This is a genomic window from Streptodolium elevatio (assembly GCF_053592165.1).
In genome coordinates this window covers 131,763-155,614 of sequence record NZ_JBSFVE010000009.1, presented here as the reverse complement: position 1 = coordinate 155,614, position 23,852 = coordinate 131,763, and the positions used below count along the sequence as shown (strand labels likewise).

The 23,852-nt window shown below is 71.3% G+C and carries 28 protein-coding genes and 1 pseudogene; 16 read left to right on the top strand and 13 right to left on the bottom strand.

Annotated features, from left to right (window positions below):
- Positions 1 to 16 precede the first annotated feature (16 nt).
- The 9 genes from ACWD12_RS18515 to ACWD12_RS18475 all read left to right on the top strand — a co-directional run bounded on the left by ACWD12_RS18515 (position 17) and on the right by ACWD12_RS18475 (position 7,375).
- A complete protein-coding gene (locus tag ACWD12_RS18515) occupies positions 17 to 1,333 on the top strand; it encodes a hypothetical protein (protein ID WP_450100401.1) in 1,317 nt (438 codons plus the stop codon).
- Positions 1,330 to 2,508: a serine/threonine protein phosphatase gene (locus ACWD12_RS18510; RefSeq protein ID WP_450100400.1), complete on the top strand. Its 1,179-nt coding sequence runs from the start codon at positions 1,330 to 1,332 to the stop codon at positions 2,506 to 2,508. The genes ACWD12_RS18515 and ACWD12_RS18510 overlap by 4 nt, the downstream gene beginning before the upstream one ends.
- The gene (locus tag ACWD12_RS18505) at positions 2,505 to 3,743 is read left to right on the top strand and encodes a protein kinase domain-containing protein (RefSeq protein WP_450100399.1); all 1,239 of its coding nucleotides are present in this window, start codon (positions 2,505 to 2,507) and stop codon (positions 3,741 to 3,743) included. Before ACWD12_RS18510 ends, ACWD12_RS18505 begins: the two co-directional genes overlap by 4 nt.
- Before the next feature lie 30 nt (positions 3,744 to 3,773).
- Positions 3,774 to 4,484: a vWA domain-containing protein gene (locus ACWD12_RS18500; RefSeq protein WP_358364355.1), complete on the top strand. Its 711-nt coding sequence runs from the start codon at positions 3,774 to 3,776 to the stop codon at positions 4,482 to 4,484.
- Entirely contained in the window at positions 4,481 to 4,900 is a 420-nt protein-coding gene (locus ACWD12_RS18495) for a hypothetical protein (RefSeq protein WP_358364353.1), read from the top strand. Before ACWD12_RS18500 ends, ACWD12_RS18495 begins: the two co-directional genes overlap by 4 nt.
- Before the next feature lie 246 nt (positions 4,901 to 5,146).
- Positions 5,147 to 5,419 (top strand): hypothetical protein, encoded by a 273-nt coding sequence (locus ACWD12_RS18490; RefSeq protein ID WP_450100398.1) that lies wholly within the window; start codon positions 5,147 to 5,149, stop codon positions 5,417 to 5,419.
- Positions 5,420 to 5,627: 208 nt separating this feature from the next.
- Positions 5,628 to 6,089, top strand: coding sequence for a hypothetical protein (locus tag ACWD12_RS18485; protein WP_450100397.1), 462 nt, complete (start codon positions 5,628 to 5,630; stop codon positions 6,087 to 6,089).
- A gap of 119 nt (positions 6,090 to 6,208) precedes the next feature.
- A complete protein-coding gene (fdxA, locus tag ACWD12_RS18480; RefSeq protein WP_450100396.1) occupies positions 6,209 to 6,562 on the top strand; it encodes a ferredoxin in 354 nt (117 codons plus the stop codon).
- Between the two features lie 165 nt (positions 6,563 to 6,727).
- Positions 6,728 to 7,375 (top strand): BlaI/MecI/CopY family transcriptional regulator, encoded by a 648-nt coding sequence (locus ACWD12_RS18475; RefSeq protein ID WP_450100395.1) that lies wholly within the window; start codon positions 6,728 to 6,730, stop codon positions 7,373 to 7,375.
- A gap of 45 nt (positions 7,376 to 7,420) precedes the next feature.
- Here the strand turns inward: ACWD12_RS18475 and ACWD12_RS18470 are convergent, their stop codons facing one another.
- Positions 7,421 to 7,891: an ROK family protein gene (locus ACWD12_RS18470; protein ID WP_450100394.1), complete on the bottom strand. Its 471-nt coding sequence runs from the start codon at positions 7,889 to 7,891 to the stop codon at positions 7,421 to 7,423.
- Between ACWD12_RS18470 and ACWD12_RS18465 the strand changes: the two genes are divergently transcribed.
- Complete coding sequence (locus tag ACWD12_RS18465) at positions 7,890 to 8,207, top strand: hypothetical protein (protein WP_450100393.1); 318 nt, start codon at positions 7,890 to 7,892, stop codon at positions 8,205 to 8,207. The two genes, ACWD12_RS18470 and ACWD12_RS18465, sit on opposite strands and share 2 nt — an antisense overlap.
- Before the next feature lie 86 nt (positions 8,208 to 8,293).
- Here ACWD12_RS18465 and ACWD12_RS18460 read toward each other — a convergent pair whose 3' ends face one another.
- The 5 genes from ACWD12_RS18460 to ACWD12_RS18440 form a co-directional block, all read right to left on the bottom strand.
- Positions 8,294 to 9,991, bottom strand: a complete 1,698-nt coding sequence (locus tag ACWD12_RS18460; RefSeq protein WP_450100392.1) for a DUF6297 family protein — start codon at positions 9,989 to 9,991, stop codon at positions 8,294 to 8,296.
- Positions 9,979 to 10,650 carry an ABC transporter ATP-binding protein gene (locus ACWD12_RS18455; RefSeq protein ID WP_450100391.1) on the bottom strand — a complete coding sequence of 224 codons (672 nt, stop codon included), beginning with the start codon at positions 10,648 to 10,650 and terminating at the stop codon, positions 9,979 to 9,981. Before ACWD12_RS18455 ends, ACWD12_RS18460 begins: the two co-directional genes overlap by 13 nt.
- A 275-nt stretch (positions 10,651 to 10,925) precedes the next feature.
- Entirely contained in the window at positions 10,926 to 11,843 is a 918-nt protein-coding gene (locus ACWD12_RS18450; RefSeq protein WP_450100390.1) for a DUF4232 domain-containing protein, read from the bottom strand.
- A gap of 581 nt (positions 11,844 to 12,424) precedes the next feature.
- Positions 12,425 to 12,880 (bottom strand): MarR family winged helix-turn-helix transcriptional regulator, encoded by a 456-nt coding sequence (locus tag ACWD12_RS18445; RefSeq protein ID WP_450100389.1) that lies wholly within the window; start codon positions 12,878 to 12,880, stop codon positions 12,425 to 12,427.
- A 13-nt stretch (positions 12,881 to 12,893) separates the two neighbouring features.
- Complete coding sequence (locus ACWD12_RS18440; protein ID WP_450100388.1) at positions 12,894 to 14,186, bottom strand: amidohydrolase family protein; 1,293 nt, start codon at positions 14,184 to 14,186, stop codon at positions 12,894 to 12,896.
- Positions 14,187 to 14,396: 210 nt separating this feature from the next.
- Between ACWD12_RS18440 and ACWD12_RS18435 the strand changes: the two genes are divergently transcribed.
- The gene (locus ACWD12_RS18435) at positions 14,397 to 14,915 is read left to right on the top strand and encodes a hypothetical protein (protein WP_358357062.1); all 519 of its coding nucleotides are present in this window, start codon (positions 14,397 to 14,399) and stop codon (positions 14,913 to 14,915) included.
- A 40-nt stretch (positions 14,916 to 14,955) separates the two neighbouring features.
- Here the strand turns inward: ACWD12_RS18435 and ACWD12_RS18430 are convergent, their stop codons facing one another.
- Both ACWD12_RS18430 and ACWD12_RS18425 read right to left on the bottom strand, forming a co-directional pair.
- Positions 14,956 to 15,384 (bottom strand): hypothetical protein, encoded by a 429-nt coding sequence (locus tag ACWD12_RS18430; protein WP_450100387.1) that lies wholly within the window; start codon positions 15,382 to 15,384, stop codon positions 14,956 to 14,958.
- A 269-nt stretch (positions 15,385 to 15,653) separates the two neighbouring features.
- Positions 15,654 to 16,478: an IclR family transcriptional regulator gene (locus ACWD12_RS18425; protein WP_450100386.1), complete on the bottom strand. Its 825-nt coding sequence runs from the start codon at positions 16,476 to 16,478 to the stop codon at positions 15,654 to 15,656.
- Here ACWD12_RS18425 and ACWD12_RS18420 point away from each other — a divergent pair.
- Positions 16,468 to 16,593, top strand: a complete 126-nt coding sequence (locus tag ACWD12_RS18420; RefSeq protein WP_450100385.1) for a hypothetical protein — start codon at positions 16,468 to 16,470, stop codon at positions 16,591 to 16,593. The two genes, ACWD12_RS18425 and ACWD12_RS18420, sit on opposite strands and share 11 nt — an antisense overlap.
- Here the strand turns inward: ACWD12_RS18420 and ACWD12_RS18415 are convergent.
- The 4 genes from ACWD12_RS18415 to ACWD12_RS18400 all read right to left on the bottom strand — a co-directional run bounded on the left by ACWD12_RS18415 (position 16,567) and on the right by ACWD12_RS18400 (position 20,400).
- A complete protein-coding gene (locus tag ACWD12_RS18415; protein ID WP_450100384.1) occupies positions 16,567 to 17,370 on the bottom strand; it encodes an alpha/beta fold hydrolase in 804 nt (267 codons plus the stop codon). The two genes, ACWD12_RS18420 and ACWD12_RS18415, sit on opposite strands and share 27 nt — an antisense overlap.
- Positions 17,367 to 18,662: an amidohydrolase family protein gene (locus tag ACWD12_RS18410; protein WP_450100383.1), complete on the bottom strand. Its 1,296-nt coding sequence runs from the start codon at positions 18,660 to 18,662 to the stop codon at positions 17,367 to 17,369. Before ACWD12_RS18410 ends, ACWD12_RS18415 begins: the two co-directional genes overlap by 4 nt.
- A 115-nt stretch (positions 18,663 to 18,777) precedes the next feature.
- Entirely contained in the window at positions 18,778 to 19,554 is a 777-nt protein-coding gene (locus ACWD12_RS18405) for an SDR family NAD(P)-dependent oxidoreductase (RefSeq protein WP_450100382.1), read from the bottom strand.
- Positions 19,555 to 19,653: 99 nt separating this feature from the next.
- Entirely contained in the window at positions 19,654 to 20,400 is a 747-nt protein-coding gene (locus tag ACWD12_RS18400; RefSeq protein WP_450100381.1) for an SDR family NAD(P)-dependent oxidoreductase, read from the bottom strand.
- 241 nt (positions 20,401 to 20,641) lie between these two features.
- Between ACWD12_RS18400 and ACWD12_RS18395 the strand changes: the two genes are divergently transcribed.
- From ACWD12_RS18395 to ACWD12_RS18380, 4 genes and pseudogenes are all read left to right on the top strand, one after another.
- Entirely contained in the window at positions 20,642 to 21,223 is a 582-nt protein-coding gene (locus ACWD12_RS18395; RefSeq protein ID WP_450100379.1) for a carboxymuconolactone decarboxylase family protein, read from the top strand.
- Positions 21,220 to 22,179 carry a fumarylacetoacetate hydrolase family protein gene (locus ACWD12_RS18390; protein ID WP_450100378.1) on the top strand — a complete coding sequence of 320 codons (960 nt, stop codon included), beginning with the start codon at positions 21,220 to 21,222 and terminating at the stop codon, positions 22,177 to 22,179. The genes ACWD12_RS18395 and ACWD12_RS18390 overlap by 4 nt, the downstream gene beginning before the upstream one ends.
- Positions 22,180 to 22,183: 4 nt before the next feature.
- Complete coding sequence (locus ACWD12_RS18385; protein ID WP_450100377.1) at positions 22,184 to 23,023, top strand: fumarylacetoacetate hydrolase family protein; 840 nt, start codon at positions 22,184 to 22,186, stop codon at positions 23,021 to 23,023.
- 66 nt (positions 23,024 to 23,089) lie between these two features.
- Positions 23,090 to 23,197 (top strand): annotated as a pseudogene (locus ACWD12_RS18380) (pentapeptide repeat-containing protein); the annotation flags it as partial.
- Positions 23,198 to 23,263: 66 nt separating this feature from the next.
- Here the strand turns inward: ACWD12_RS18380 and ACWD12_RS18375 are convergent.
- On the bottom strand, positions 23,264 to 23,767 hold the full coding sequence (locus ACWD12_RS18375; protein WP_450100524.1) for a hypothetical protein: 504 nt from the start codon (positions 23,765 to 23,767) through the stop codon (positions 23,264 to 23,266).
- Positions 23,768 to 23,852 lie beyond the last annotated feature (85 nt).

The window sequence follows — 23,852 nt, the reverse complement described above, 5'->3', positions numbered from 1 at the left end:
CGGCTTGGAGAATCGAGTGAGCGAGGTGCCAGACCACACCGTGCAGAAGCAGACGTACGACCCGGTCCTCGACGTCATGGAGCCGTCGAGGTGGCGCCTGACGACTCCGCTGCGCCCGCCGGGCCCAGGCCGTGCGCTGGTTCTGGTCCGCGACGACGGCTCTCCGCTCGTCGTGCACGCCGGGGACGAGATCCCGTCGCCGCGCTACGGGGGCTACCGCAAGGTGTTCACCGTCGACCTCGGCGAACACCGCCTCGTCCTGGACATCCCCCTGCTCAGTCGCGACCCGGCGTTCTCCTTCCGCAGCCGCGTCGACCTGGTCTGCAAGGTGACCTCGCCGACCGAGATCGTCACCCGCGGCATCCGCGACATGAGCGGTGCCATGTACGGCTACCTGCGCAAGCTGCTGCGCGAGGTGGCGCGCTGCTACGACATCGCCGAGTTCCACGAGGCCGAGACCGCGCTGAACGCCGCGCTCGGCTCGTTCACCGGCGACGACGCCGTCCGGCTGCGCAACATCCATGTGGAACTGCTGGTCGACGAGGACGAGATCGCCACCAGCGGACGCGAATTCCGCGACGTGGTACGGGATACCCGGCTTGCGCGCATGCGGCGCGGGCGGCACGTCGAGATGCTCCGCGACGAGGGCATCGAGGGGCTCATCGCCGAGATCGTGGAGCGGGAGGGGCCGCGCGCGGCACTCGCCTGGATCGATAAGGACGAAGCCGAGAAGCGCGCGGTCAAGAGCGAGGTCCTGCGGATGGTCCTGGAGCGCGGCGACGCCGACCGCGAGCCCTTCGAACAGGCCGAGCTGGAACGCGCGGTCCTGGCGGCGGCACTCCGGGACGGGGAGGACGGCCTCGGTGCGCCGATGCGGCGCGGACGACTCGGCGGTTCGCCGGCACGGGCCCTGGAGCCGGGCCCGGCCGAACCCGCGGAAGCGGCGCCCGAACCGCCGCTCGTCAGCGGGGAAGTACTTCGTGAGTCCCCCGAGCGGCGCGGCGGCGGCCGGGTTTCCGGGGTCGGCCGCGAGCCCGGGGCCGCGCGCGAGCCCGGTTCCCGACGTGTGCCCGGTGCCGGACGCACGCCTGGCGCCGGGGGTACGTCCGGCACCGGGGACACCCCGGAGCGGAGAAGGGAGTTCGGCCGTGGCACGGCTCCACGGCGTGCCGCCGCGTCCGAGGCTCCGCCCGAGGACGAGCCGTTGCCGCCGCCCGGCCGGGCATCGGCCCCGCGTACCGCCGACGCACCTGAGACGCCGACGCCGCGGGTCAGCCGCGTACGCGGAACCGCCAAGCGCAGGCCCACCGACAACGGCGGGGAGCCGCGATGAAGCACACGCGCCACGACGACCGCCACGACAGCAGCGACCCGACCCCCCGGCCCTGGTCGCTGCACGGTGCCGCGACACTCGGACTCGGCCCCACTGCCCCGGGTGGACCGCCCACGCCGCGCTCCGTCCCGCGTCCCGCTCCCCGGCACGCCTGGGGCCGGGCACAGGGACAGGTCCAGGCGGTGTCGGTGTGGACCGAGCAGGTACCGGGCCGCGGCGAGGACGCGGAGCCGCTCGTCGCCCACCACTGGCGTTCGGCGCAGGGCCTGCTCGCCGTGTTCGACGGCTCGGGCGGCGCCGGTGCCGCCCCGACGTGGCAGGCGCCCGACGGCACTTCGCGCACCGGTGCCTGGGTGGGTGCGCGCACGGCGCGACTCGCCACCGATTGCTGGTTCCACGACGTGACGCGGGAGCTGCAGGATCCCGAACCGCAGTCGCTGCACGAGTACTTGAGGTACTTCCTCGAGAACGCTCCGCAGCGGCGCAGCAAGATCGGCGGGACTATGCGACGGCAACTGCCCACCACCCTGGCGGGCCTGCACTATCGGCTCCCCGAGGGGCGAAGGGAGGTCGAACTGCGCGCCCTGTGGGCGGGCGACTCGCGGGTGTACGCCCTGCTTCCGGGCAGCGGGCTGCACGTCCTCACCCGCGACCACACGCGGGAGAGCGACGCGCTGGAGCTTCTGCGCAGCGACCCGCCGATGACCAATCTCGTGTGCGCCGACCGCGACTTCGAGATCGACAGCCACCAGATCTCGCTGCCGCTGCCGTGCGTTTTGGTCGCCGCGACGGACGGGTTCTTCGGCTACGTCCACACACCGTCCGACTTCGAGCACCTCCTGCTGCGCACGCTGCAGCAGGCGGACAACGCCGCGCACTGGGCCGACCTGATCCGGCACGAGGTGGAGTCGTTCACCGCCGACGACTCCTCGCTCGCGCTGCTGGCGCTCAGCTTCCGGGACTTCGACTACCTGCGCACCGAATTCTCGGACCGGTTCCTGAAGTTGCACGACCAGCAGGTCTCCAGGCCGGCCGTACTGACGGCGGCGCAGACCACCGTGGCGGACCCCTACCAGACCGCGGCCGAGGTCCGGGCGTGGCAGGACTGGTCGTGGCACAAGTACCGGGGCTCCTACGAATCGTGCCTGCCGCCCCTTCCCGAGGAGCCCGCGTGAAGCAGGGAGATGTGATCGCGGGGTACCGCATCACCACCGCACCCACCAACGCCAACGGCGGGAAATGCATCTGGGCGTTTGCCGAGAAGTCCGGAAACGCCTACTTCATCAAGCAGTTCCTCGAACCCAAGCGCCCCAAGGACGACGCCGCCGACTCGCCCAGCTTGCGCATCAGGCGGCAGGTGGCCCAGGAGTTCGAGGAGCGGCACCGCGGCATCATGAAGCGGCTGCGGCCCGACGCCCCGGGCGGCGGAAACATCGTGCTCGCCACGGACTTCTTCCACGAGGGAAGCACGTACTTCAAGGTGACGGAGCGCATCGACACGGCGAGCCTGGCGCGGCCCCAGGACCTGGAGCCGCGCCAGAAGGCGATCCTGCTCAAGACACTCGGCACCAGCCTGAAGCAGCTGCACGACATCGAGGTGGTGCACGGAGACCTCAAGCCGCTCAACGTCCTGGTGCAGAAGCGGGACCGGGCGGCCTTCCACACCGCGAAGTTGATCGACTTCGACGACTCCTACCTCGCGGGGAAGCCGCCCGCACCCGAGGACATCTCCGGCGACTCCCTGTACGGAGCCCCGGAATGGCGCCGCTACCTCCGTCGGGACAGCGGCTTCGGCCCCGACCGGCTGACGTGCGCCGTGGACGTCTTCGCCCTCGGCCTCATGACACACCTGTACGTGACGGGCGAACTTCCGGGTTATGACGACAAGTTCGGTTCGCCGGCCGACGCTGTCAACGCGGGTGAACTGCTGCGTCTCGACCCGCGCCTGCCGGACACTCTCCAGGGACTGCTGCGGCGCATGACCCTCGCAGACCCCAAGCACCGTCCGCGGACGGCGGCTTACCTCAAGGCGCTGTCCAATCCGGAGGCGTGCACTCTCCGCCCCCGCCCGGTACGCGGTCCCGGTCCGGCGAAGTCGCCGGGCGAGGAGGGTTCCACATCGGGACCCCGGACGAGTCGCGTGCGCGCCAATCTGGGACCGCGTACGGGCGGCCAAGCACCCGTGCCGACCGATGCAACGCCCGTTCCCCCGAAGACCAGCGGGCCTGCAACGCCGGTCGGCCCGGTGCCCTCGGACAACCCGGCGACTTCAGCCGCGCCAGCGGCTACTGCCGGTCCAAGAGCTCCGGAGCGCCCGGCCGCTTCCGACACCCCGCCCGCTTCCCGGACCTCCCGCGTCCGCATCAACTTCGGTGATCGAAACCGCGATCGAGGGCGCGGAACACCCTGACCTCCCCCTGATCTCTCTCAGGAGTCATCCATGAGTTCTCCGAACAACCAGTACCAGGGCAACCTTCAGTACGCCGTCGACATCGTGCTCTGCATCGACGCGACCGCGAGCATGTACCCCGTACTCGAAAGCGTGAAGTCGAGCGCGTTGCAGTTCCACGACCGCCTCAACGACGTGATGGCGAAAAAGGGCAAGGCGATCAGCCAACTGCGCCTGAAGACCATTGCGTTCCGGGACTTCGGAGACGACCCGGACACGGCGATCGAGCAGACCGAGTTCCTGCACCTTCCGGACCAGAGCAAGGAGTTCGAGACGTTCGTGCGTGCGATCGACGCGGACGGCGGCGGCGACATCCCGGAGTCGGGCCTGGAAGCCCTCGCTCTCGCGATCAACGCGCCCTGGGAGAAGGGCCTCGACCGCAGGCGGCACGTCATCGTCATGTTCACCGACGCCCCGGCCCACCCGCTCGGCACCGTGGGCGCGTCCGCTCGGAGCTACCCGGCGGACATCCCGCGCGACATCGACGACCTCTTCGAGCAGTGGGGTTACTCCCGCAGCCAGAGCGCGGTCATGGAGCAGTCGGCCAAGCGCCTCGTGCTTTTCGCGCCGGACGAAGCCCCCTGGGGCAACCCGATCGCCGAAGACTGGGACCTGACCCTGCACTTCGAGTCCAAAGCAGGCGAGGGCCTCGAAGAGTTCGAGATGGACGAGATCATCGAAACGATCGCGAACAGCCTGTGACCCTGCACCTGCAGTGGCCCGGATTCCAACTCGACTACTGCGAGGGAACGCTGCAGTTGCGCTGGCCCGCCGCCGTGATCATGGACGCCAAGGCCGAGCGGTGCGCGGCCGCCTCGCTGCGCTCACGGTCGGAGGACGGATCCGGGCAACTGACCCTCCGGTTCAAGAGCGCGGCTCCGGAGACGACCGACCTGATCGCGGTGCGGGTCGACGTCCCGGTCGGCCACGTGGGGAGGGTCGAGGGACTGGTCGAGCTGCTGCGCCGCGAACACGGCGTCCCGGACCGGCCGGGTGATGAGGAGACATCGGACCTGGTCCGCATCCCCGCGGAGGAGGCGGACTGGCTCGTCGCGCCCACGGGCCCCGCGTCGGAGCAGCTCTTCGACGAGGTGATGGACAGGGTCGCCAACAGCTGAGCCGGGACGTACGCACAACGGCGCGCACGACGACGAAAGGCGCACAGGGGTGGCGGCAACAGGCAACTGGCGCTGCGCGGATTGCGACACCTTCAACGCACCCGTGCAGAGGGCCTGCGTCATTTGCGACAGCACTCGGAGGGCGACGTCCGCCCCTGCCACGGCCCCGGCCCGCAAGAGCGCTTCGCGGCCGGCGGCCAAGCGGCCGTCCCCGGCCAAGCCAACCGCGGACTGGCGCTGCGCCAAGTGCGATACGAACAACAGCAAAACGGACACATCCTGCGTCGTCTGCGATACGCACTGGAAGGCCGCCTCCAAACCGGCGCCCAAACCGGCGTCCAAGACGGCGAAGAAGGCCGCGAAGAAGGCGCCGACCACCTCGGCCGGGCCCGGCTCGGACCGCCCGGCACGACCGGCGTCCGCGAAGCCGACGCCGACGAAGGCCGTTCCGCGGCCTCGCCCGACGAGCCCGCGAGGGACGACCGGTACGGCACGGCGACCGGCAAGCCCTTCCGGTGAGGGCCTCTTCCACCCGCCCCCGAGCGAGACAACCGGCTACGTCCCGATCGTCGCGGGCCCACCGCCACCGACCACCACGTCGCACCGGGTGCCGACCTCGGCCACCGCACCGCCTCGGACAGTGCGGACGACGACGGGTCCCCCTCGTCCCTGGGAACGGCCGCCGGCCTCGGTTCCCACGCACGAGTCCTCCGGCTGCCTGAAGAAGGTGGCCATCGTCGTGTTCGTCCTCGGCCTCCTGTACGCAATCGGCAAAGGCTGCGACGACGATCCGTCGTCCGACAACTCGTACGCGACCGGCGGCGCCACGAGGACGGCCATGTCCGGCAGCGCCGCCCCGAGGGCGACGTCGAGCGGGGGCGCGCCCTGCCCGGCACGCATCGCCGGCCGACTGCCGTCGGGCAGCGGCGCGCAGCTCGTCAAGGCGTTCCGCACGGCGAACAAGCAGATCACTCTGTGCCTCACCCGCGAGGGCAAGCTGTTCTACTTCGGCGAGTTCAGCGATCAACGCGAGCCGGGCATTGCCATGCCGGCCCAGGCGACGGGTGGCGGCTACGAGGCGAGCAATCCCCCGTACCGCTATGTCATCCACGGCAATGTCGTCACGGTCTACAACGCGGGGACCCAGGTCGGCGAGGAGACCCTGACGCCGCTGCCCTCCCCGAGCTGACCGCTCCGCGGCGTCACCTGCGGCGGGAGACACCTCTCCGCCGGGGGTGACGCCGGGAGGCGCCTCACAGCCGTTGCGGTCCAGACGAGCAGAACCAGCCTGGAGAGGACGGCAGTTCGATGACATTTGTGATCGCCTTGCCCTGCGTGGACGTCAAGGACAAGGAATGCCTCGAAGCTTGCCCAGTCGAGTGCATCTACGAGGGAGACCGCCTGCTCTACGTCCACCCGGACGAGTGCATCGACTGCGGTGCCTGCGAACCGGCGTGCCCCGTCGAAGCGATCTTCTCCGAGGACGACACCCCGGACGAGTGGCGGCACTTCAACGCCGTCAACGCCGAGTTCTTCGCCGACCTCGGCTCCCCCGGCAGCAACGCCAAGCTCGGCCCGGTCGGACGGGACCATCCGACCGTGGCGGCGCTGCCGCCCCAGGGCGCCGAAGACTCACCTCTCGCGGCACCGCCCATGATCTGACGGCCCCAGGGCCGCCCGCGAGTAATTCACAGCGTCTGCCCGGGGATGTTTCGGGCCGGAGGCCACCGCTCCGCGGGATCCACGCGGGATTCACCTCGTGATCACACCGCAGCGTGTAGCATCCCGCCCCAACACTCCCATGGATCTTCGGAAGGCACGTTCCCCATGAAGGAAGTACGGTCGGATCCCGCGGATCTCAAAGGCCAATACGCAGCCCAGGTGGCCGCGGACCTGGCGAACAACGCCCGGGAACAAGAGCGCGTGAGCGCCGAACTGGCCGTGCTCGAGAAGCAGTTGCAGGCTCTCCAGGATGACCGGGCGCTCCTGGAGAGCATCCGGCAGGCTGTCACCACGGGCACGCTTCCCGACGCGGCCGCTCCTCCGCGGACAGCCGACGGCGCGTCGTCGCCGGAGCCCGGTCAAGGCGCCGCCGTACCGGCGCCGCGGGAGAAATCCCCTGCCGCCGACCGCGCTCGGGTCGCGGAGTCCAAGGCGTCCCCCACTCGCCCCGCCCGGAAGAAGTCCGCGAAGAACGACGGACCCACACTGGGCGAGCTCATCCTCAGCCACCTCGTCGCCCAGCCCGAGCCGCGGTCCGCCGCCGAAATCAGCGCCGCCCTCGGCGAATCGCACCCGCAGCGCGCCCCCAAGGCCACAGTCGTGCGTACGACCGTCGAAGGCCTCGTCGCCAAGAGCCTGGTCGAACGCTCGAAACAAGGCTCCTCGGTGTTCTACTCCGCCCTCGCCTCGCCGCCCCAGAGCCGCGGCGACAACGCCGAGACCGCCCCCGCACCCGAGGCACCTGCAACCTGATGCGCTGACGGCGACCCCGGCGTCGCGTCGTCGACGGTCGGCGGGCTATCCGAACAGCGTCGCCAAGGCGCCCGGTGTCAGGGCGTGTTCCCGGGCGAGCGCGACGGCTCCGACGATCGCGGCGCGCTCGCCGAGCGGGCCGGTCTCGATCCGGAGCGTACGGGTGGCAAGGGGCAGGACGCGGCGGTAGACCACCGCCTTGATCTCGGCCACGACGTCGTCGCCGACGGCGGAGAACGCACCGCCGATCAGGATCCGACCGGGATTGTGGAAACTCACCACGGCGGCCAGAACCTCGCCAATCCGGCCCGCCGCCACGCGCAGCGCCCGGCGGGCCCCGGCGTCCCCCTCCGCGGCCAATCGGGCGACGTCGCGGGCCGTGTCCACTTCCCGCCCGGAGGCGCGGAGTTCGCGGACGAGGGCCGCGCCGGAGGCGACGGCCTCGACGCAGCCGGTGTTGCCGCGCTGGGCCGCCGTCCTCGGCGGAGTCGTGCTCGCGCTCGGCGTCCTGGCCATGACCGTCGGCACCATCCGCGGGGAGGCGGCCGACGACCTGCGTACGCTCACCGCGACCGGCGCGACCCGGAGGATCCGCCGCAACCTCACGGCCGCCACGGCGGGCGGTCTCGCGGCGGCCGGAGTGGTGCTCGGCACGGTCGGCGCGTACCTCGTGCTGACCGGCGCCTACTTCGACGACCTGGGGACCCTCGGGCACGTGCCGTACGGCCCGCTCGCCCTGGCGCTGTTGGGCGTCCCCGTGCCGGCCGCGGCGACCGGGTGGCTGATCGCCGGGCGAGAACCGCCGTCCACGGCCCGGCGGCTCCTCGAGTAGTGCCGCGGCCGGGACGGTTCGCAAGCGCCCCCGGACAAGCGATTTCGCCGCTGCATACCGTCAGGGTCCCCACAATGGAATCCGGCTCACCGACGGGATTGGGCGCGGACGCGGGTCCACCACAGCATCACGGCGGTCAGCGTCCAGCAGGCGGCGAGCCGGATCGGCGACGTGGCCGGGGCGTCGCCGAACACCGACCACCGCGCGTCGAGCAGCACGGTGAGGCCGGCGACGCCGACGATGGGGCCGGCCGCGTACCAGAGGACCGCGACGAGCGGGCCGAACTCCGCGAACGCCGGGTGGGCGAGCAGCAACACCGGGGCCGGTGGACGGTACGCGCCGACCAACCCGGCGGCGACCAGGACCGGCGCCGCCGCGAGCACGATCAGGGGCGCTCCAGGATGCGCGAGCACCGCCACAGGAAGTGCCAAGAGACAGCCGGTGACGACCATCACCAGCGTCGGAGCCAACGCGTGTTCCAAGGCCACGCGTTCGAACGGCCGCGGCAACCAGGCGGCGCGGCGTACGTCGTCGCCGTCCAGCCGTGCGGACTCCAAGACCGCACCTGCGGCGAAGTACCCCAACAGCGCGGCGGTGATCCCGAGCAGGGCCGCCGCGGCTCCGGAGGCCGCCACCGCGGCGATCGCGGTCATGCCCGAGAACGCCAGGAGCACCGCCATCAGGCCCAGTCGTCGCGGCGCCGCGACCAGGCCCACCCCGTCACGCCAGAGGATCAGCAGCGACCCGCGGCGCGGGGCACGGGATCGGGCGGCCCAGCGTTGCGCCCGGCCCAGACGGCGCACGCCCCCCGCACGTGCCGCGGACGCGGCCCCGGACGCGGACAGTTTGGCGGCGCGCAGGTCCAATGCCCAGATGCCGGCCAGAACTCCCGTGGACGCCTGCGTACGCGTACGAAGTTCGGCGGTGGGGATGCCCGCGACCAGGCGCGGGGCCACCACCAGCGCGGCCGCCACCGTGACCGCCGACAACGCGAGCGCGACCGGCCACAGCGGCACCTGCCCGCCCGCGACGGCAAGCACCGGTTGGGACGCCCATCCCCAGGGCCCCGACCACAGTTCGGCTGCCTCCAAGGCCCTCGAACGGTGCCCACGCGCCGCCGCGACCACCTGGACCGCACCGCCGACGAGCACCAACACCAGGACCGGCAGAGCCCGTTGCAAGGCCTGCGCCGCCCGTCGCGAACGCTCCACCAACAACGCCCCGACCACGGCCGGTACCGCGACACCCACGCCGAAGCCCACGAACCCCAGGAACCCGACGCCCACACTGCCCAGCCCGGCGGCGGCAATCCCCAGTGCGCCGACGAGTCCCAGGAGCAGCGCCGCGAGCACCCACACTCCGGCCGACAGCGCGAACCACGGCAGGAGCACCGCGCCGCGGCGTACCGGAAGCGCCAGCAACCAGTCCACATCAGGGCGAGAGGGTGTGACGGGACCGCGCCACAGTCCGTCCCACGCGGTGACGATCAGGATCCCGGCCGCCGCGACGACGAGTCCGGAGGGCAGTACGGCCGCCAGTTCGTCCGCGTGGGCGGCGAGCGGTCGTTCCCGACGCACGCGGTGGATCGCGCCGGCCATGTAGACGCCGTACCAACTGCCCAGCACGAGCAGGACCGTGTACGCCGCGTACCCGAAGCGCCGGGTCCGGCCCGCGCCCCGGCGTGCCCGCAACCACGTGCTCGTGCGGCGCGTGGTGTCCTGCGCGGAGGACGGCACCGTACCCGCGGCGTCGACGTCGGGCGCGGCGGGGCTCAACGCTGCCATTGCGCCGACGTACGCTCGGGCGGCCCGTCGGAGACCACGCGGCCGTCCTCCAGGACCAGGACACGGTCCGCCACCGAGTGTGCGAGGGCCGGGTGATGGGTGGCGAAGAGCACCGCAGTCCCGCGCTCACCCTCGGCACGCAATCGGGCCGCGAGGCGGTCGCGCGCGGTTACGTCAAGTCGTTGCTCCGGCTCGTCGAGCACCAGCAGATCGCGCGGACGCACCCATGCCGCCGCCAGCAGCATGGCCTGTGTCTGCCCGGAGGACAGCGAACCGGGCAGCGCGTCGGCGTGCGCGGCAAGCGTTTGCTCGTCCAGGCACCGTTCGATCACGCTGTCGGGATCCGGGACGGCGTGCGCCACCGCGACCAACTCCAGGTGCTGGCGGACCGTCAGGTCCGGGTAGCAGCTGAGGGCCTCCGCGACCACGGCGACCCGGGAGCGTACCCGGGGGTCGTCCTCGTCCATGGGCAGACCGTCGAATCGGATCGAGCCGGTCGTCGGCCGGTCGCGCCCGCAGGCCAGGCGCAGCAGCGTCGACTTGCCGGAACCGTTCGATCCCGTCAAGGCCACTCGTTCGCCCGGGGCCAGGCGGAGATCCAGGTGCTGCAACGCCTCCCGCTCCCCGAATCGACGGCTTACACCCGTAAGCGTCAACAACGCCGCCTCACCACTCCCCGCGCGCACCTACTGCCGAACACGTACCGCGACCCGACGACGCGCCAAGTCCCGCCACGACGTGATCCACCACGTCCCGCCACTCTAAGCCGCCGCCTCCAGTGCCCGGATCTGCCGCCGTCGGCCGATACCGCCGTCGGTGGAGTTGCCCGTGGGCAGGGTGGTCCCGGCCGAGATGCGGGTGGAGCCCGGTGCCGGGCGCGGGGCTTCCGGCCGGGCGTGGGTGGCGCCCGGCCGGAAGGACCTGTTCGGGACGGTCACCTCGACAGGACGAAGTCCAGCGCGTAACCGGGGGCGGTGGTCCAGTACGTGACGCGTTGGAAGTCGTTGGCGTACAGCGGAGTCGCGCCGGGCATGGGGACGTCGATCGGCCCGCCTGCCTTGCTGCCGGGAGCGCTGCCCTGGAGGGTGAGGCTGATGCTCGTCACCTCGTACTCGTCCATCGGCCCGTTGAGGACCATGGCCGCGTACGCCTCCTTCCCCGGTGCGAGCGTGACCGGCACGCCCGGGTCCGGGTCGCTGTCCTCGATCACGGGGGCCGGGGCCCGGCCGTTGCCGAGCAGGATGTAGGGGTGGCGGTAGAGATCGCAGGTCGTGCTGCCGGCGTTCTGGACGGTGATCAGGAGGTGCCTGGTCTCTGTGGCGTCCGGGGGCTCCTTCTGGGAGGAGACCGCCAACGCGTCCGTCGTGCACGGCGCGATGGTCGCCTTGCCGCTCGCGCTGCCGGTGCCGACGGCGCTTCCGTTGGCGGGCGCGGCTCCAGGCTTTGCGGCCCCGGGGTTCGCGGCGCTCGGCTTCGAGGCACCGGGGGTGCTCGGGGCGCTCGGAGCCTTCGGAGCGGTCGCGGCGCTTGGGGTACCGGCTGGGCTGTCGGCGGGAGTTCCGGGAGTGCCCGGGTCCGCGGCGCTCTGGGCGGCATCGGGCGACGTGGCGGCGACGCCCTCCGGCTGCGCCGCCGCGACCAGCGGACCCGGGGGCGGCAGCACCGTCTGCCGCTTCTCGCCACCGCTGCCCGTCAGGGCGACCGTGGAGACGACTGCGACGGCGGCAACCGCGGAGACCGTGCAAGTCGCCCACCCGACCCGGCGGTTGCGGCGGCGGGCGTTGCTCCCTGCGTCGTCCGGCGCCAGGAACGAAGCGTCATCCCCGTGTGTGCGGTGCTGAGACCCATACATTCTGCTGTTCCTTCCTGTTGTGGAGCCCGGTGGCCGGCGGAATGCCGCTGCCGGCCCGGGCATGACACCGGCGAGGATGAGGTGGGTGCGCCGCCTCGCCGTGCCACGAACCGACCGGGTGTCACAGCAGGGCGAATTCGTTCAAGGCAGCCGCTTCCTCACGCTTCCCTCGCACCTCTCTGCCCGGACAAACCCCGATTCGGCGCCCTGGGGTTGCATGGGAGTCGAGCCCGATTCCACATCCGTTGAGGGGAAAGGCCCGAACCGCGGCGTTCGCGGGAAGGCTTCTCAAGAGCGGCGATTGCCGGCGATGGGAGGAGCGTTGTGGTGGCGGCGGGCGTGTCGGTGGGGCCACCGACGCCGACGACGACATTCGATTCGGACGCGCGCATCGGCTTCTCCTGCGATCCGCGGACGATCGGCCGTTCGGCGCACCCGTTGCCGGTGTCCGCGGCGCATGGCTCCCCCCTGTTCCCGGGCTTGGGGCCTTCTACGCCTCCACCGTCGGGCCGCGCCGCGGGGATCGTCCCACCGGGACACGGATGACGAGATCGCCCGTCATCCGGCACGGCCAAAGCCGGTTATGCGTCCTCGACCAAGGCGATGAGTTCGTCGAGGTGGCGCACGTACTCGCCGCGGCTTTTCGCCGGCAGCGGCAGGCCCGCCTCCCACTCGTGCAGGGACGCGTTGACGCTTTCGGCGATGTCGCGTCCCTCCGCGGTGAGTTCCAGCGCGATGCGGCGGCGGTCCGCCGGATCGGGCAGGCGGCGGACCCAGCCCGCGGCCGCGAGGCGGTCGACGGCCAGGCTCAGCCCGCCCGTAGTCCGGCCCAGCACGCCCGCGACCGTGACCGGCGACGCGCGACGGTCCGGGGAGCGCCGGATGGTGGCCAACACCAGGTAGTCGGCGACGGACAGGCCGTACGGCTCGACCAGCCGGTCCAGAACCGTCGTCACCAGCATGTTCAACCGCACGATGCGGGTGAGCAGCCCGGCCGCGCCCTCGGGCAGGCCGGGCCACTCGGGGGCGTCGCTCATCGACCTGGGCACCTCACGACGTGATCCCGAAGCGTTCGAGCCCGAACGCCCGGATGGCATTGCCGCGCAGCATTGCATACACCTCGTCGGCGTTCATCCCGGCGCCCTCGCACAGGCGGTGCGCGACGGCGCGGGAGTTGGGCCAGGTGCCGTCGGAATGCGGGTAGTCGGTCTCGAACAGGATGCTCCGCATGCCGACCGACTCGCGCGAGATCAGGCCGTGCTGGTCGTCGAAGACGCAGCCGTACACGCGGCCCTTCACGTACGTGCTCGGCGGGTCGGCCAGGTCGACGCCGCCGACGCCGTCGCGCCAGACCAGGTCGGCGCGCTCCAGCAGGTACGGCATCCAGCCGACCTGGCTCTCGGCGTACGCGATGGTCAGCGCCGGGAATCGGGCCAGCGTTCCGGAGAAGATCCAGTCCATCAGCGAGCCCTGGGCGTTCTGCGAGCTGAGTGCCATGCTGACGGCGAGCGGTGCGTCCGGCGAGGTGCTGGGCATGTGGGACGACGAGCCGATGTGCATGGTGACCGCGGTACCGGTCTCCTGGCAGGCGGCCCACAGCACGTCCCACTCGCCCGAGTGCATGGACGCGAAGCCGAGCCGGTGGGGGTTCTCGGAGAAGGCGATGGCGTACGAGCCCTTCTCCGCGCACCGCCGCACTTCCGCGGCGGCGAGCTGCGGGTCCCACAGCGGGACCAGGGTGAGCGGGATCAGCCGCCCCCGGCCTGCGCCCGCGCTCCACTCGTCGATCATCCAGTCGTTGTAGATGCGCAGGCAGCGGTAGGCCAGATCCTTGTCCTTGCGCTCGGCGAAGCCCTGTCCGCAGAAGCGCGGGAACGTGTTGGGGAAGTTGACGGCCGCCTCGACGTGGTTGACGTCCATGTCGGCGAGGCGCGCGGCCTGGTCGTACACGCCGGGGCGGAAGTCCTCGTAGATCGCTGGGACGTTGCGAACCTCGTCCTCGGGGAAGCCGGCCGGCGCGTGCAGGCGCCCGGTCGGGAAGACCAGGTCGTCGTACACCCAGACGTCACACCACTGGCCGTCCTCGACTTTGCGCTCGAACCCGTAATTGCCACCGGAGAACGCGAGCTTCACCTTCTCGCGCACCACGCGCGGACCCTGCTCGCGCAGCTCCGCCGGGAGTTCGTTCTGCCACAGGTCGCGCGGTTCGAGGACGTGGTCGTCGACCGAGATGATCAGCGGCATGGCATCGGGCGCGGGCGTGACGCCGGCCGACGCGGAGGCGGAGGCGGCAGGGGCAACGGAAGCGGAGGCTGTGGCGACAGGGACAGGGGCAGGGGTCATTGCGGTGGGCCTTCCGGGTCAGGGTCGAGGGCACGCCGAGGCCGGGCGGCGTACCCGCTCGAGCGCGTACGGCCGTTTCGCGTGCGGGATCCGCGCTCAGGTCCGGGCTCTGCTTCGCGCCCCTTGAAAGTAGCTTTTCAAAAAGCTACTTTCCACAAAGCGATCTGCACAAGCCCCGGTTCGCGCCACAGCGGAAGGACGACCGCCCTCATGGCCGACGAGACACCCCCCGCACACGCCGCCTCCGAACGCGCCCCGGAGCTGCGGATCACGCACATCTCCGAGGCCCCCTGGCACGAGGTCAAGGCCCAGTCGCACAACGGGCGCCGCACTTCGGTCTGGGAGAAGTTCCTGGAGTGGACACCCGAGCGCATGGTCATCTACGCCCGCTACGACGCGGGCGTCGTCGTCGAACGCCACGGCCACATGTCGGAGCACTACGTCTTCGTCATCGCGGGCGAAGTCCTCATCGGCGATCGCCCCTGCCCGGCCGGCACACACATCACCCTTGAGCAGGGCGCTGTCTTCGGTCCGCTCGTCGCCGGCCCCGAAGGCGCCACCCTCTACGAGATCATGGCGGGCGACCCCCGCGCGTTCCCCGCCGACCGCGAGGGCTTCGAACGCCTCCTGGCCGAACGCGACATCACTCCCCTGCCGAACCCGCCCGTGCCGTGGCCGGACTGGCTGGCGGCACGGACCGACGGAGACCCCGCGGCACAGCCGCGGTGAACGCCGGCGGCGACGCGGCGGCGCCGCCGCCGGGCGGATGTCAGTTGGACTTGACGACGGTGAAGGCCACCTGGCGGTTCGCCAGTCCCAGGACGGTGACTTCGGTGAACTTCACCTCGGGATTGGTCGTGTAGTACTGCATGACGCCGTCGATGACCGCGTCGCCGTCGTCGGCGCCGTCGAACATCGTGAGGACCTGAACCGCGAACTGCCCGTCGGGCTGCGGCTCCAGGCGGACGTCCTCCATGTCCGCGCCGTACGGCTGCGTGCGCAGCCAGGCCAGGAGCGAGGCGGCGTACGCCCGGGACGCCGCGGTGCCGACACCGTCGGGAGACTTCGCCGGGCTCCCGGCGGACGTGGCCGTGGGCTTGTCCCCCGCACCGGCCGGCGCCTGGGCGGTGAAGGACGGGAGGTCCTGCCGGCCGTCGTCGAAGCCCTTCGCGCCCGCACCCGGCTTCGGCGCCGGCATCGTCGGTCAGGCCAAGCCCGTTGCCGTCCCCGTCACCACCGCACGCGGTCAACAGTCCAGCGGCGACAACGGCAGCGGCAACGACGGATATCTTGCGGCGCATACTCTTCCCCGAGACGTCCATTGACGGCCGGCTGCCCGGCAGACCGACCAAGACCGACCAAGACCGACCGAGACCGACCAGACGGTAGGGTACGGCCCCCCTTCGACCGGACGCTCCTCCCCTGCCGGCGCGGACGCGAACGGATCCGACGCCGACCCGAAAGGCTTCAGGGGCAGGCGGCCAGTTCGCGGGAGATGCTGCGCGCGGCGGTTTGCACGGCCAGGCCCAGTTGACGGGGGCGGGCGACGTGGTGCGGGACGAGTACGCCGAGGACGGCGGCCACGGTGTTGTCCCCACCGAAAACGGGCGCGGCCACCGAGACGATGGTCTCGGTGGCGTCCTGGCGGCGGTAGACCGCCAGGCGCCGACGGCGTACCTCGGCGAGAGTGCGGCGCAGGGCATCTGGGCGTACGAGGTCGTTGCCGGGTTCGCTGTGGAGGGGACGGGAGAGCATCTGCTCTTGGACCTCGGGAGGGGCGAAGGCCAGTAGCGCCAGGCCGACGCCGGTGGAGTGCAGGGGCAGTTGGCCGCCGATGCGGTAGTCCACCGGTGCGGCGTACGGCACCGACAGCCGTTCCACGAGAATCGCGGACCGGCCGTCGCGGACCGCCAGTTGCACGTGTTGGCGGGTGACCTCGGCGAGATCGTGCATGAACGGCAGCGCGACCTGGCGGAGGCCATGGCCGCGTGGGGCGAGGGTGGCGACCTGGAGGAGCCGCAGGCCGACGGAGTACCGCCGGGCGTCGTCGCGTTCCAGCGCGCCCCACGCGGTCAGCCGGTTCGCGAGGCGAAGGACGGAACTCGCGGGCATTCCGGTGCGGCGGGCCAGTTCGCTGAGGCTGAGCGTGCGGTGGTCGGCGTCGAAGGCGGCGAGGAGCGAGAGCGCGCGGTCGACCACGGGCTCACCGTTCTGGGGACGCCGCCCGCGACGGTGCGGCGGCGGGTCGGTTCCGGGGTGTGCGGGTTCCCCGGCGCCTGCGGTGGTCGGCATCGTTTCGCACGGTATCGCGCGCATCGCCGTCATCGCGCGCATCGCCGTCATCGGGGGCATCGCCGTCGGCGCGGGCGTCGCGGTGCTCCTAGCGCGCTTCGGCGGCACGGAGTGAGTGCAGGAACGCGACCGAGCGGCACACGATGCCGGGTATGTCGGAGGCATGGGTCCACATGTGGCCTGCCCCGGGCACGAGGTCGAGTTCCACCCGGGCCCCCGCGCCGCGCAGGGCGTCCGCAAGGCGGACGCTCTGCGCGGGAGGCACCATGCGATCCGCCGTACCGTGCACGAGCAGGACCGGCGGGGCGTCCGCGCGCGCGTACGTCGTCGGACTCGCGGCCCGGGCTAGGTCGGGGACGTCGGACGGAGGCGCGCCGAGCAGGTGCGCCTCGCGCGAGTCGGGGCCGGTGTCCGCCGCCGCTCCCACGGCGGCGAGGTCGGCGGGCAGGGCGAGGAGATCGGTGGGCGGGTACCAGGCGACCACTCCCGCAACGTCGGGGCGCGGATCGCCGCCCGCGCCGAGTGCGGCCAACAGGGCGACGTGCGCTCCGGCGGACTCGCCCCACAGGTACACCGGAAGGCCGGTGGGACCGTGCTCGCGCACCCACGCGACGGCCGCCAGTACGTCGTCCAACTGCGCCGGAAACCGGGCTTCCCCGCTCAGCGCGTAGTCCGTGGCCACGACCGCGAAGCCCTGTCCGGCCAGTTGCCTGTAGAACGCGAGGCCGCCGAGTGCGTCCAGTGGTTCGCGGCGCGAGCCGCGGCGCCACCCGCCGCCGTGCAGGTACACGATCACGGCCGCGGGTTCCGGAGGCAGATACAGGTCCAGTTCGGGTGCGCGGCGGCCTTCCACCTGGCGGTAGGCGGCAGTGCGTACGGTCGGCGCCGTCACCGGGTCTCGCTCGGCAGCGACTCGGTGATCTTGTGGAACCGGCCGTCGCGCATGATCGCGAGGAGGTTGTCCGGGCGCTGCACGAGGGCGATGTCCTTCGTCGGGTCACCGCGAACCACGACGGCGTCGGCGAGGTAGCCGGAAGTCAGCAGGCCGACCGGCATGTCGAGGAGCAGTCCTCCGTAGAAGGTCGCCGCGCGCAGGGCCTCCGCCGGAGTGTGCCCGAACAAGGACACGAACAGTTCCAGGTCGCGTGCGTTCCGCCCGATCGGATTGTTGGGGAACCCGTAGTCGCCGCCCGGCAACACACGCAGGCCGCGCTTGCGCAGCTCCGGGTAGAGCCTGGTCATCGCGTCGAGGGACGCGATCGAGCCCATCTTTGCGGCCATGGCTTCGTCGATCCCGAACTCGGCGCCCTCGTGGACGTTCGCCCACATGATGCCGACGGCGGGCGAGAGGAAGACCGACTCCCTGTGCTCCTCCAGCAGATCGATCGCCTCGGCGTCGGCGTAGGAGCAGTGGTAGATCGAACGGAACCCGTTGCGGACCGCAAGTTTGATCGAATCGGGCGACTGGGCATGGCAGTTGAGCCATACGTGCGACTCGCGGGCCTGAGCGCCCGCGGCGGCGGCCTCGTCGGGCCCGTACTGCGTGACCATCGAGCCGCCGGCGAAGAAGACGTCGTCGTTGCTGAGCAGGAACTTGACGCTGTCGAAGCCGATTCGGGCCTGCTCCCGGACGAACTCCCGTACCGCGTCCGGACCCGTGGCCTGCGGTGCCGGACCGTCAGGCCCCATGCGCACCGGGTTGTTGTCGCGTTCGAAGGAGGCCGCGCGCATGCGCGGACCCGGGACCTTCCCGGCCGCGATGCGGTCGCGCAGGCGTACCTCGGTGGGGACGGGCGTCAGCGAGCCGGCCGAGTAGGCACCGGTGAAGCCGTGGTCGAGCAGGATGCGGGCGTTGCGTTCGGCGATCGCCAGGTGCTCGTCGGGTGTCGGCATGTGGTGGAAGAAGCTGACGTCCATCGGCGGGTTGAAGGACGGGTCGAGGTGACCGACGGCCGAGGGGAAGGTGAGGTGCGCGTGTGACTCGATCATGCCGGGCATGACCGTGGCGCCCCGGCAGTCCACGACGCGGTCGCCCGGCTCGGGTTCGGTGCGGGTCCCGATGCGCACGCTCTCGATCCGGTTGCCGCGCACCACGACCTCGCCCGGCACGCTCGGTGCTCCCGAACCGTCGAACACGAGGCCGCCGACGAACCGCACGCGGCCTTCGATCGCGCTGTCATCCATGGCAGTTGTCCTCCCGATGCGCGTCAGGTGGTACTGGTTCGGTGGTGCTTGGGAACTTGGTGCTTCGGCGCTTGGGTGCTCCGGTCCTCAAGCACTTGGGTGTCGGCGGTCGGGATCAGGCGCCGACCATGTTGTAGCCGCCGTCGGCGACGAGGAATCCGCCGGTGACATGCGCGGCGTCTTCGGTGGCCAGGAACAGCGCGGCGCCCGCCAGTTCTTCGGGACCGGGGATGCGTCCCAGCGGCGTATTCGCCCGCAGTTGCTCGCCGCGGCCGGACCGCCAGTCCTGGCGGCCGAGGGTCGCCTCGGTCTCGATGAACCCGGGTGCGAAGACGTTGACGCGCACGGTAGGTGCGAGGGCGTGCGCGTACGACTTGGTGAGACCGATGACGCCGTACTTGGCCGCCGCGTACTGCGGCGCCCGGGCACTGCCGCGCACGACGACCGTCGAGCCGATGTTGACGATGGCCCCGCCACCCTGGTCCAGGAGCCGCACACCGAACTCGTGGGTGCAGAGCATCGTGCCCTTCACGTCCACTGCGAGGACGTGGTCGATGGACTCCTCGGAGATGTCCCGCCACGACAGCTGCTCGCGGGCGACGTCACCGACGTTGTTGACCACCGCGTCGAGGTGCCCGAAGTGCTCCCACACCTCGTCGGCCATGCGCTTGATCTGGTCCCACTCGGCGATGTCGGCCTGGACGACGAACGCCTTGCGGCCGGTTTCCTCGATCCGTGCCGCCGTCCGCTCCGCCCCCGCGCGCGAACTGCGGTAGTGCACGGCGACGTCGGCGCCTTCCTGGGCCGCGCGTACGGCGATCTCCGCACCGAAGCCGGTTCCGGCACCGGTGACCAGGACGGTCCGGCCGTCGAAACGCTGGGGGACTGCCACGTTTTCTCCTCGGGACGTGCGGTGGGGCGGGAAGCAGGCGGGGTGGGGGCGGATGCGCCCATGGAAGTCGAGGTCGGAGGTCGGAGGGCAGAGGTCAGGTCAGACGAGGGTGCGCCCGCCGTCCGCGTACAGGACATGGCCGGTGACGAACGACGCCTGCGCGGAGCACAGGAACAAGATCGGGCCGACCAGGTCGTCGACGGTTCCGAGGCGCCCGGCCGGGACGAGGGAGGTCAGGGATGCGCGTACGCCGTCCCGGTCCAGATGCCCGCGGGTCAGGCCCGTCTCGGTGTAGCCGGGGGCGACCGCGTTGACCGTGACGCCCGACGCCGCCCACTCGCGGGCCATGACGCGGCACAGCTGATTCACGCCGCCCTTGGTGGCCGCGTACGGCGCATGGTGCTCGTGGGCGAGCAGTCCGGACACCGACGACAAGTAGACGATGCGGCCGTAGCCCGCGTCGACCATCAGCTCCCCCACGGCTTTGCCGGTCCAGAACGCGCTGTCGAGGTTGATGCCGACGATGTCGCGCCACACCTCGTCGGGCGTCTCCAGCACCGGACGCCGGTCGTTGACGCCGACGGCGTGCACGAAGATGTCGAGTCCTCCCAAGATCGACGCCGCCTCGCCGACGCAGGCACGGCAACCGTCCGCAGTCGCAAGGTCCGCGGCGAGCGGAGTGATCGCGGGAGTGTCCTCGGTGAGGGCCTTGAGCCGCTGTTCGTCGACGTCGGCGACGACCACACGAGCGCCGGCCTGCGTGAGGCCGGCCGCGGCGGCCACGCCTATACCCCCGGCGCCTGCCACCAACGCTTTGCGGCCCCGCAGGCCCAGCCAGTCCGTCACCGCAACACCTCGCCGTCGTCAGCCGTTTCGTCCGCCGTGTCGTCAGCCGCGTCGTCAGCCGTTGCCGGCTGCGTACGGCGGTCTCTACTTGCCGGCGCGGTGCACCTGTCCACCGATCCACCGATCCACCGATCCACCGGCCACGCCGACGGTAGGCCCGCCCGAAGGACGGTCGGAACGCGGTTTTCATTGAATGGCAAGGCGGTTACGGAGTGCGGCCCCGCTCCGGTGTGCTGGGCCGATGAGCAGATTGCCGCTTTTCGACCCGGGCGGGCTGGACGAGCCGCAGCGCGAGCTGTACGACACCATCACCGGCGGCCCGCGCGCCGCCGACCCGTCCGGGTTCGCGCTGACCGACGAGACGGGCCGCCTGGCAGGCCCCTTCAACGCGATGCTCCTCGCGCCGCCGCTCGGCACCGCACTGCAAGGGCTCGGCGCCGCGGTGCGGTACGCCACGACACTGAGCCCGCGCGTCCGCGAACTCGCCATCCTCGCGGTTGCGGCCCACTGGGACTGCGCGTTCGAGCGCTACGCCCACGAGCCGGTCGCACGGGCCTACCGAGTCACCGACGAGCAGCTGAGCGCACTGCGCGGCGGGCAAATCCCCGAGCTGGCCGACGCCACCGAACACACGGCCCTGCGACTGGTCTTGGCCCTGCTGCGCGAGGGGGACGCCGACGACGACACTTACGCCGGTGCCGTTTCGGTGCTCGACGACCGCACGGTGTTCGAACTGACCACGCTGGTCGGCTATTACGCGACGCTCGCGCTCCAAATGCGCGCCTTCCGCGTCACCGCCCCCGGAGAGGACGGCCCCCGATGAAGCTCGTGACCTTCGACGCCGTATCCGACGCGACGTCGGACATGGCGTCAGAGACGACCCCGGACATGGCGTCGGACATGGCGTCAGGCACCGCGCCCGGCAAGGGACTTGTCGGGTACCTGACCGACGATGTCGTCGTGGAACTGGACACCGCCACAACCCGCCAATTCTTCGAGCGCGGTGGGAAGGTGCCGGAGACCGGGCGCCGCCACCGGCAGGCCGACGTACGGCTGCGCGCGCCGATCGTGCCGAAGAAGTTCTTCCACACGGCCGGCAACTTCCGCGAGCACCACGACGACCTGGCCCGGGTGAACTGGTCCCATCCGGTCAACAAAGGCATCGTGTTCTTCCAGAACGTAGACGCGATCGTGGGGCCCGACGATCCGATCGTCCGCCCGGAACACCTGACCGACGAGCTCGACTACGAGCTCGAACTCGCCGTCGTGATCGGCAAATCCGGAAAGTTCTTCTCCGCCGACCAAGCCGCCGAGCACATCGCGGGCTACCTGGTGTTCAACGACATCACCGCACGCGACATCCAGCGCCGCGAGATGGAGTCGGGCGTGTTCTCCTTCTCGAAGGCCATCGACACCTTCTGTCCGATCGGGCCGTACATCCTCACCGCGGATGAGGTCGACGACCCGCACGATCTCGACATGGAGCTGCGCGTGAACGGCCAGGTTCGGCAGAAGTCCAACACGAGCCGGATGCAGGTGTCGATCCCGCAGCTCGTCGCGTACCACTCCCCGCAGATCTACAGCGCGGGCGACATCATCACCACCGGCACCGTCGCGGGTGTCGCGGCCGGTACGAGCGACCCGTTCGCCAACTACCTCAAGCCGGGCGACGTGGTGGAGGCCGAGATCGAGCATCTCGGCGTGCTGCGGAACCCGGTGGTGTCGTGGCGCGACGCGTACGGTGCCGAGCCCCCGTCCGCCGACCAGTGGCGGTGGTGAAGCCGTGCGCCTTGCCAACCTCGCCGACCGCGCGGTCCTGGTGGCGGACGGCGGCGCGGTCGACATCGCCGGAGCGAGTTCCGACCGTTTCGGCCCCGACCCGATGGCGCTGCTCGCCGACTGGGCGGCGTTCGTACGCTGGGCCACTACGGCCCGCCTGCCGCCACCCACCCCCTTCGAGGCCGCCCGTCTCGACGCGCCGTCGCCGCGCCCGCGCCAGGTCTTCGCCGTGGCACTGAACTACCCGCCGCACGCGGCCGAGGCCGGATACCGGCCTCCCGCCGAGCCGTTGGTGTTCACCAAGTATCCGACCTGCGTCACCGGGCCGGAGACGACGGTGGAACTGCCCGGCGACCGGGTGGACTGGGAGGTCGAACTCGTCGCCGTGGTCGGGGTCGGCGGACACCGCATCGCCGCGGCCGACGCCTGGCGCCACGTCGCCGGGCTGACCGTGGGCCAGGACCTGTCCGAACGCCGGACGCAAATGCTGGGCACGCCACCGCAGTTCTCGCTCGCGAAATCCTTCCCGGGCTTCGGCCCGACCGGCCCGGTGCTGGTCACCCCCGACGAGTTCGCCGATCCGGACGACCTGGAGATCACCGGGCTGGTGAACGGCGCCATGGTCCAGCAGGCCCGCACCAAGGAGCTGATCTTCCCGGTAGCCGACCTCGTCGCGCGGATCTCGGCGGTCTGCCCGCTCCTTCCCGGCGACCTCGTCTTCACCGGGACGCCGGCCGGAGTCGGGAACCGCATGACGCCGCCGCGCTACCTCACACCAGACGACGAACTGGTCAGCCGGGTCGAGGGGATCGGCACCCTGCGTACGCGCTTCCGCGCCCCCTGAGGCACGCGCCCTCCGACGACGGGCGGAGGTGCTGCGCGCCATCTAGCGGCGGCGGCAGCACCTCACTTGCCTCAGCTCATCTCTGCTCAGCTCACCTCTGCTCAGCTCACCTCTGCTCAGCTCACCTCTGCTCAGCTCATCTCTGCTCAGCTCACCTCTGCTCAGCTCACCTCTGCTCAGCTCACCTCAGTCCCAGGGTCCTTGGGCCGACCCCGGGCGCGCCTGATGTCACCGACACGGCTACGCCGACGCCGAGTTGCCTCCGGACCCCGCCGGATACGCCCGGACCAGGAGGTCGAACGCGAACGCCGTCCCGCACGACAGCGGCACGTCGCGTCCGAGCAGGGACACCGAAACATCCGTACGCAGCCGCTGGTTGAGCCCGTCGGTGACGATGAGCTGCCCGGCGTCCTCGATCTCCTCGTGCACCCGTTCCGGCCGCCCGGTGCGTGCGTAGGTACCGCCGACGTCGGCCACCGCGCCCGCCGCAATCGGCGACCGCGCCACCCCGTCCTCTTCGGCCGGTTCGAGGGCGATCTGCGCGCTCACGCGGCCGTGCCGGAACATCCGTGTGTCCTGCGGTCCGAAGCCACCCCGGTACGCGCCCTCGGCCGTCTCGACGAAGATGCCGGCGTGCGCGCCGTGCACCGAGTTCTCGTACAGGTCGACCGTGACCGACAACCCGCCGACAGTGCCCTCGCAGGCCAGCGCGTGGCCGCGCTGAAAGGTCGTCGACGTCGGCACACTCCGCTGCGTTTCGGTAGCCTGCGCCGTGGCCGGAGCAGCCGCCACCGCCAACGCGGCCACGGCACCGGCCGACGCGGCCACC

What these genes read in the sequence shown, in the direction of transcription:
- ACWD12_RS18510 (WP_450100400.1), top strand. Translation starts at nt 1,330, where the DNA reads ATGAAGCACACGCGCCACGACGACCGCCACGACAGCAGCGACCCGACC.
- ACWD12_RS18500 (WP_358364355.1), top strand. Translation starts at nt 3,774, where the DNA reads ATGAGTTCTCCGAACAACCAGTACCAGGGCAACCTTCAGTACGCCGTC.
- fdxA (WP_450100396.1), top strand. Translation starts at nt 6,209, where the DNA reads ATGACATTTGTGATCGCCTTGCCCTGCGTGGACGTCAAGGACAAGGAA.
- ACWD12_RS18475 (WP_450100395.1), top strand. Translation starts at nt 6,728, where the DNA reads ATGAAGGAAGTACGGTCGGATCCCGCGGATCTCAAAGGCCAATACGCA.
- ACWD12_RS18465 (WP_450100393.1), top strand. Translation starts at nt 7,890, where the DNA reads ATGACCGTCGGCACCATCCGCGGGGAGGCGGCCGACGACCTGCGTACG.
- ACWD12_RS18470 (WP_450100394.1), bottom strand. Translation starts at nt 7,891, where the DNA reads ATGGCCAGGACGCCGAGCGCGAGCACGACTCCGCCGAGGACGGCGGCC.
- ACWD12_RS18460 (WP_450100392.1), bottom strand. Translation starts at nt 9,991, where the DNA reads ATGGCAGCGTTGAGCCCCGCCGCGCCCGACGTCGACGCCGCGGGTACG.
- ACWD12_RS18450 (WP_450100390.1), bottom strand. Translation starts at nt 11,843, where the DNA reads ATGTATGGGTCTCAGCACCGCACACACGGGGATGACGCTTCGTTCCTG.
- ACWD12_RS18445 (WP_450100389.1), bottom strand. Translation starts at nt 12,880, where the DNA reads ATGAGCGACGCCCCCGAGTGGCCCGGCCTGCCCGAGGGCGCGGCCGGG.
- ACWD12_RS18440 (WP_450100388.1), bottom strand. Translation starts at nt 14,186, where the DNA reads ATGACCCCTGCCCCTGTCCCTGTCGCCACAGCCTCCGCTTCCGTTGCC.
- ACWD12_RS18435 (WP_358357062.1), top strand. Translation starts at nt 14,397, where the DNA reads ATGGCCGACGAGACACCCCCCGCACACGCCGCCTCCGAACGCGCCCCG.
- ACWD12_RS18430 (WP_450100387.1), bottom strand. Translation starts at nt 15,384, where the DNA reads ATGCCGGCGCCGAAGCCGGGTGCGGGCGCGAAGGGCTTCGACGACGGC.
- ACWD12_RS18425 (WP_450100386.1), bottom strand. Translation starts at nt 16,478, where the DNA reads ATGCCGACCACCGCAGGCGCCGGGGAACCCGCACACCCCGGAACCGAC.
- ACWD12_RS18410 (WP_450100383.1), bottom strand. Translation starts at nt 18,662, where the DNA reads ATGGATGACAGCGCGATCGAAGGCCGCGTGCGGTTCGTCGGCGGCCTC.
- ACWD12_RS18395 (WP_450100379.1), top strand. Translation starts at nt 20,642, where the DNA reads ATGAGCAGATTGCCGCTTTTCGACCCGGGCGGGCTGGACGAGCCGCAG.
- ACWD12_RS18390 (WP_450100378.1), top strand. Translation starts at nt 21,220, where the DNA reads ATGAAGCTCGTGACCTTCGACGCCGTATCCGACGCGACGTCGGACATG.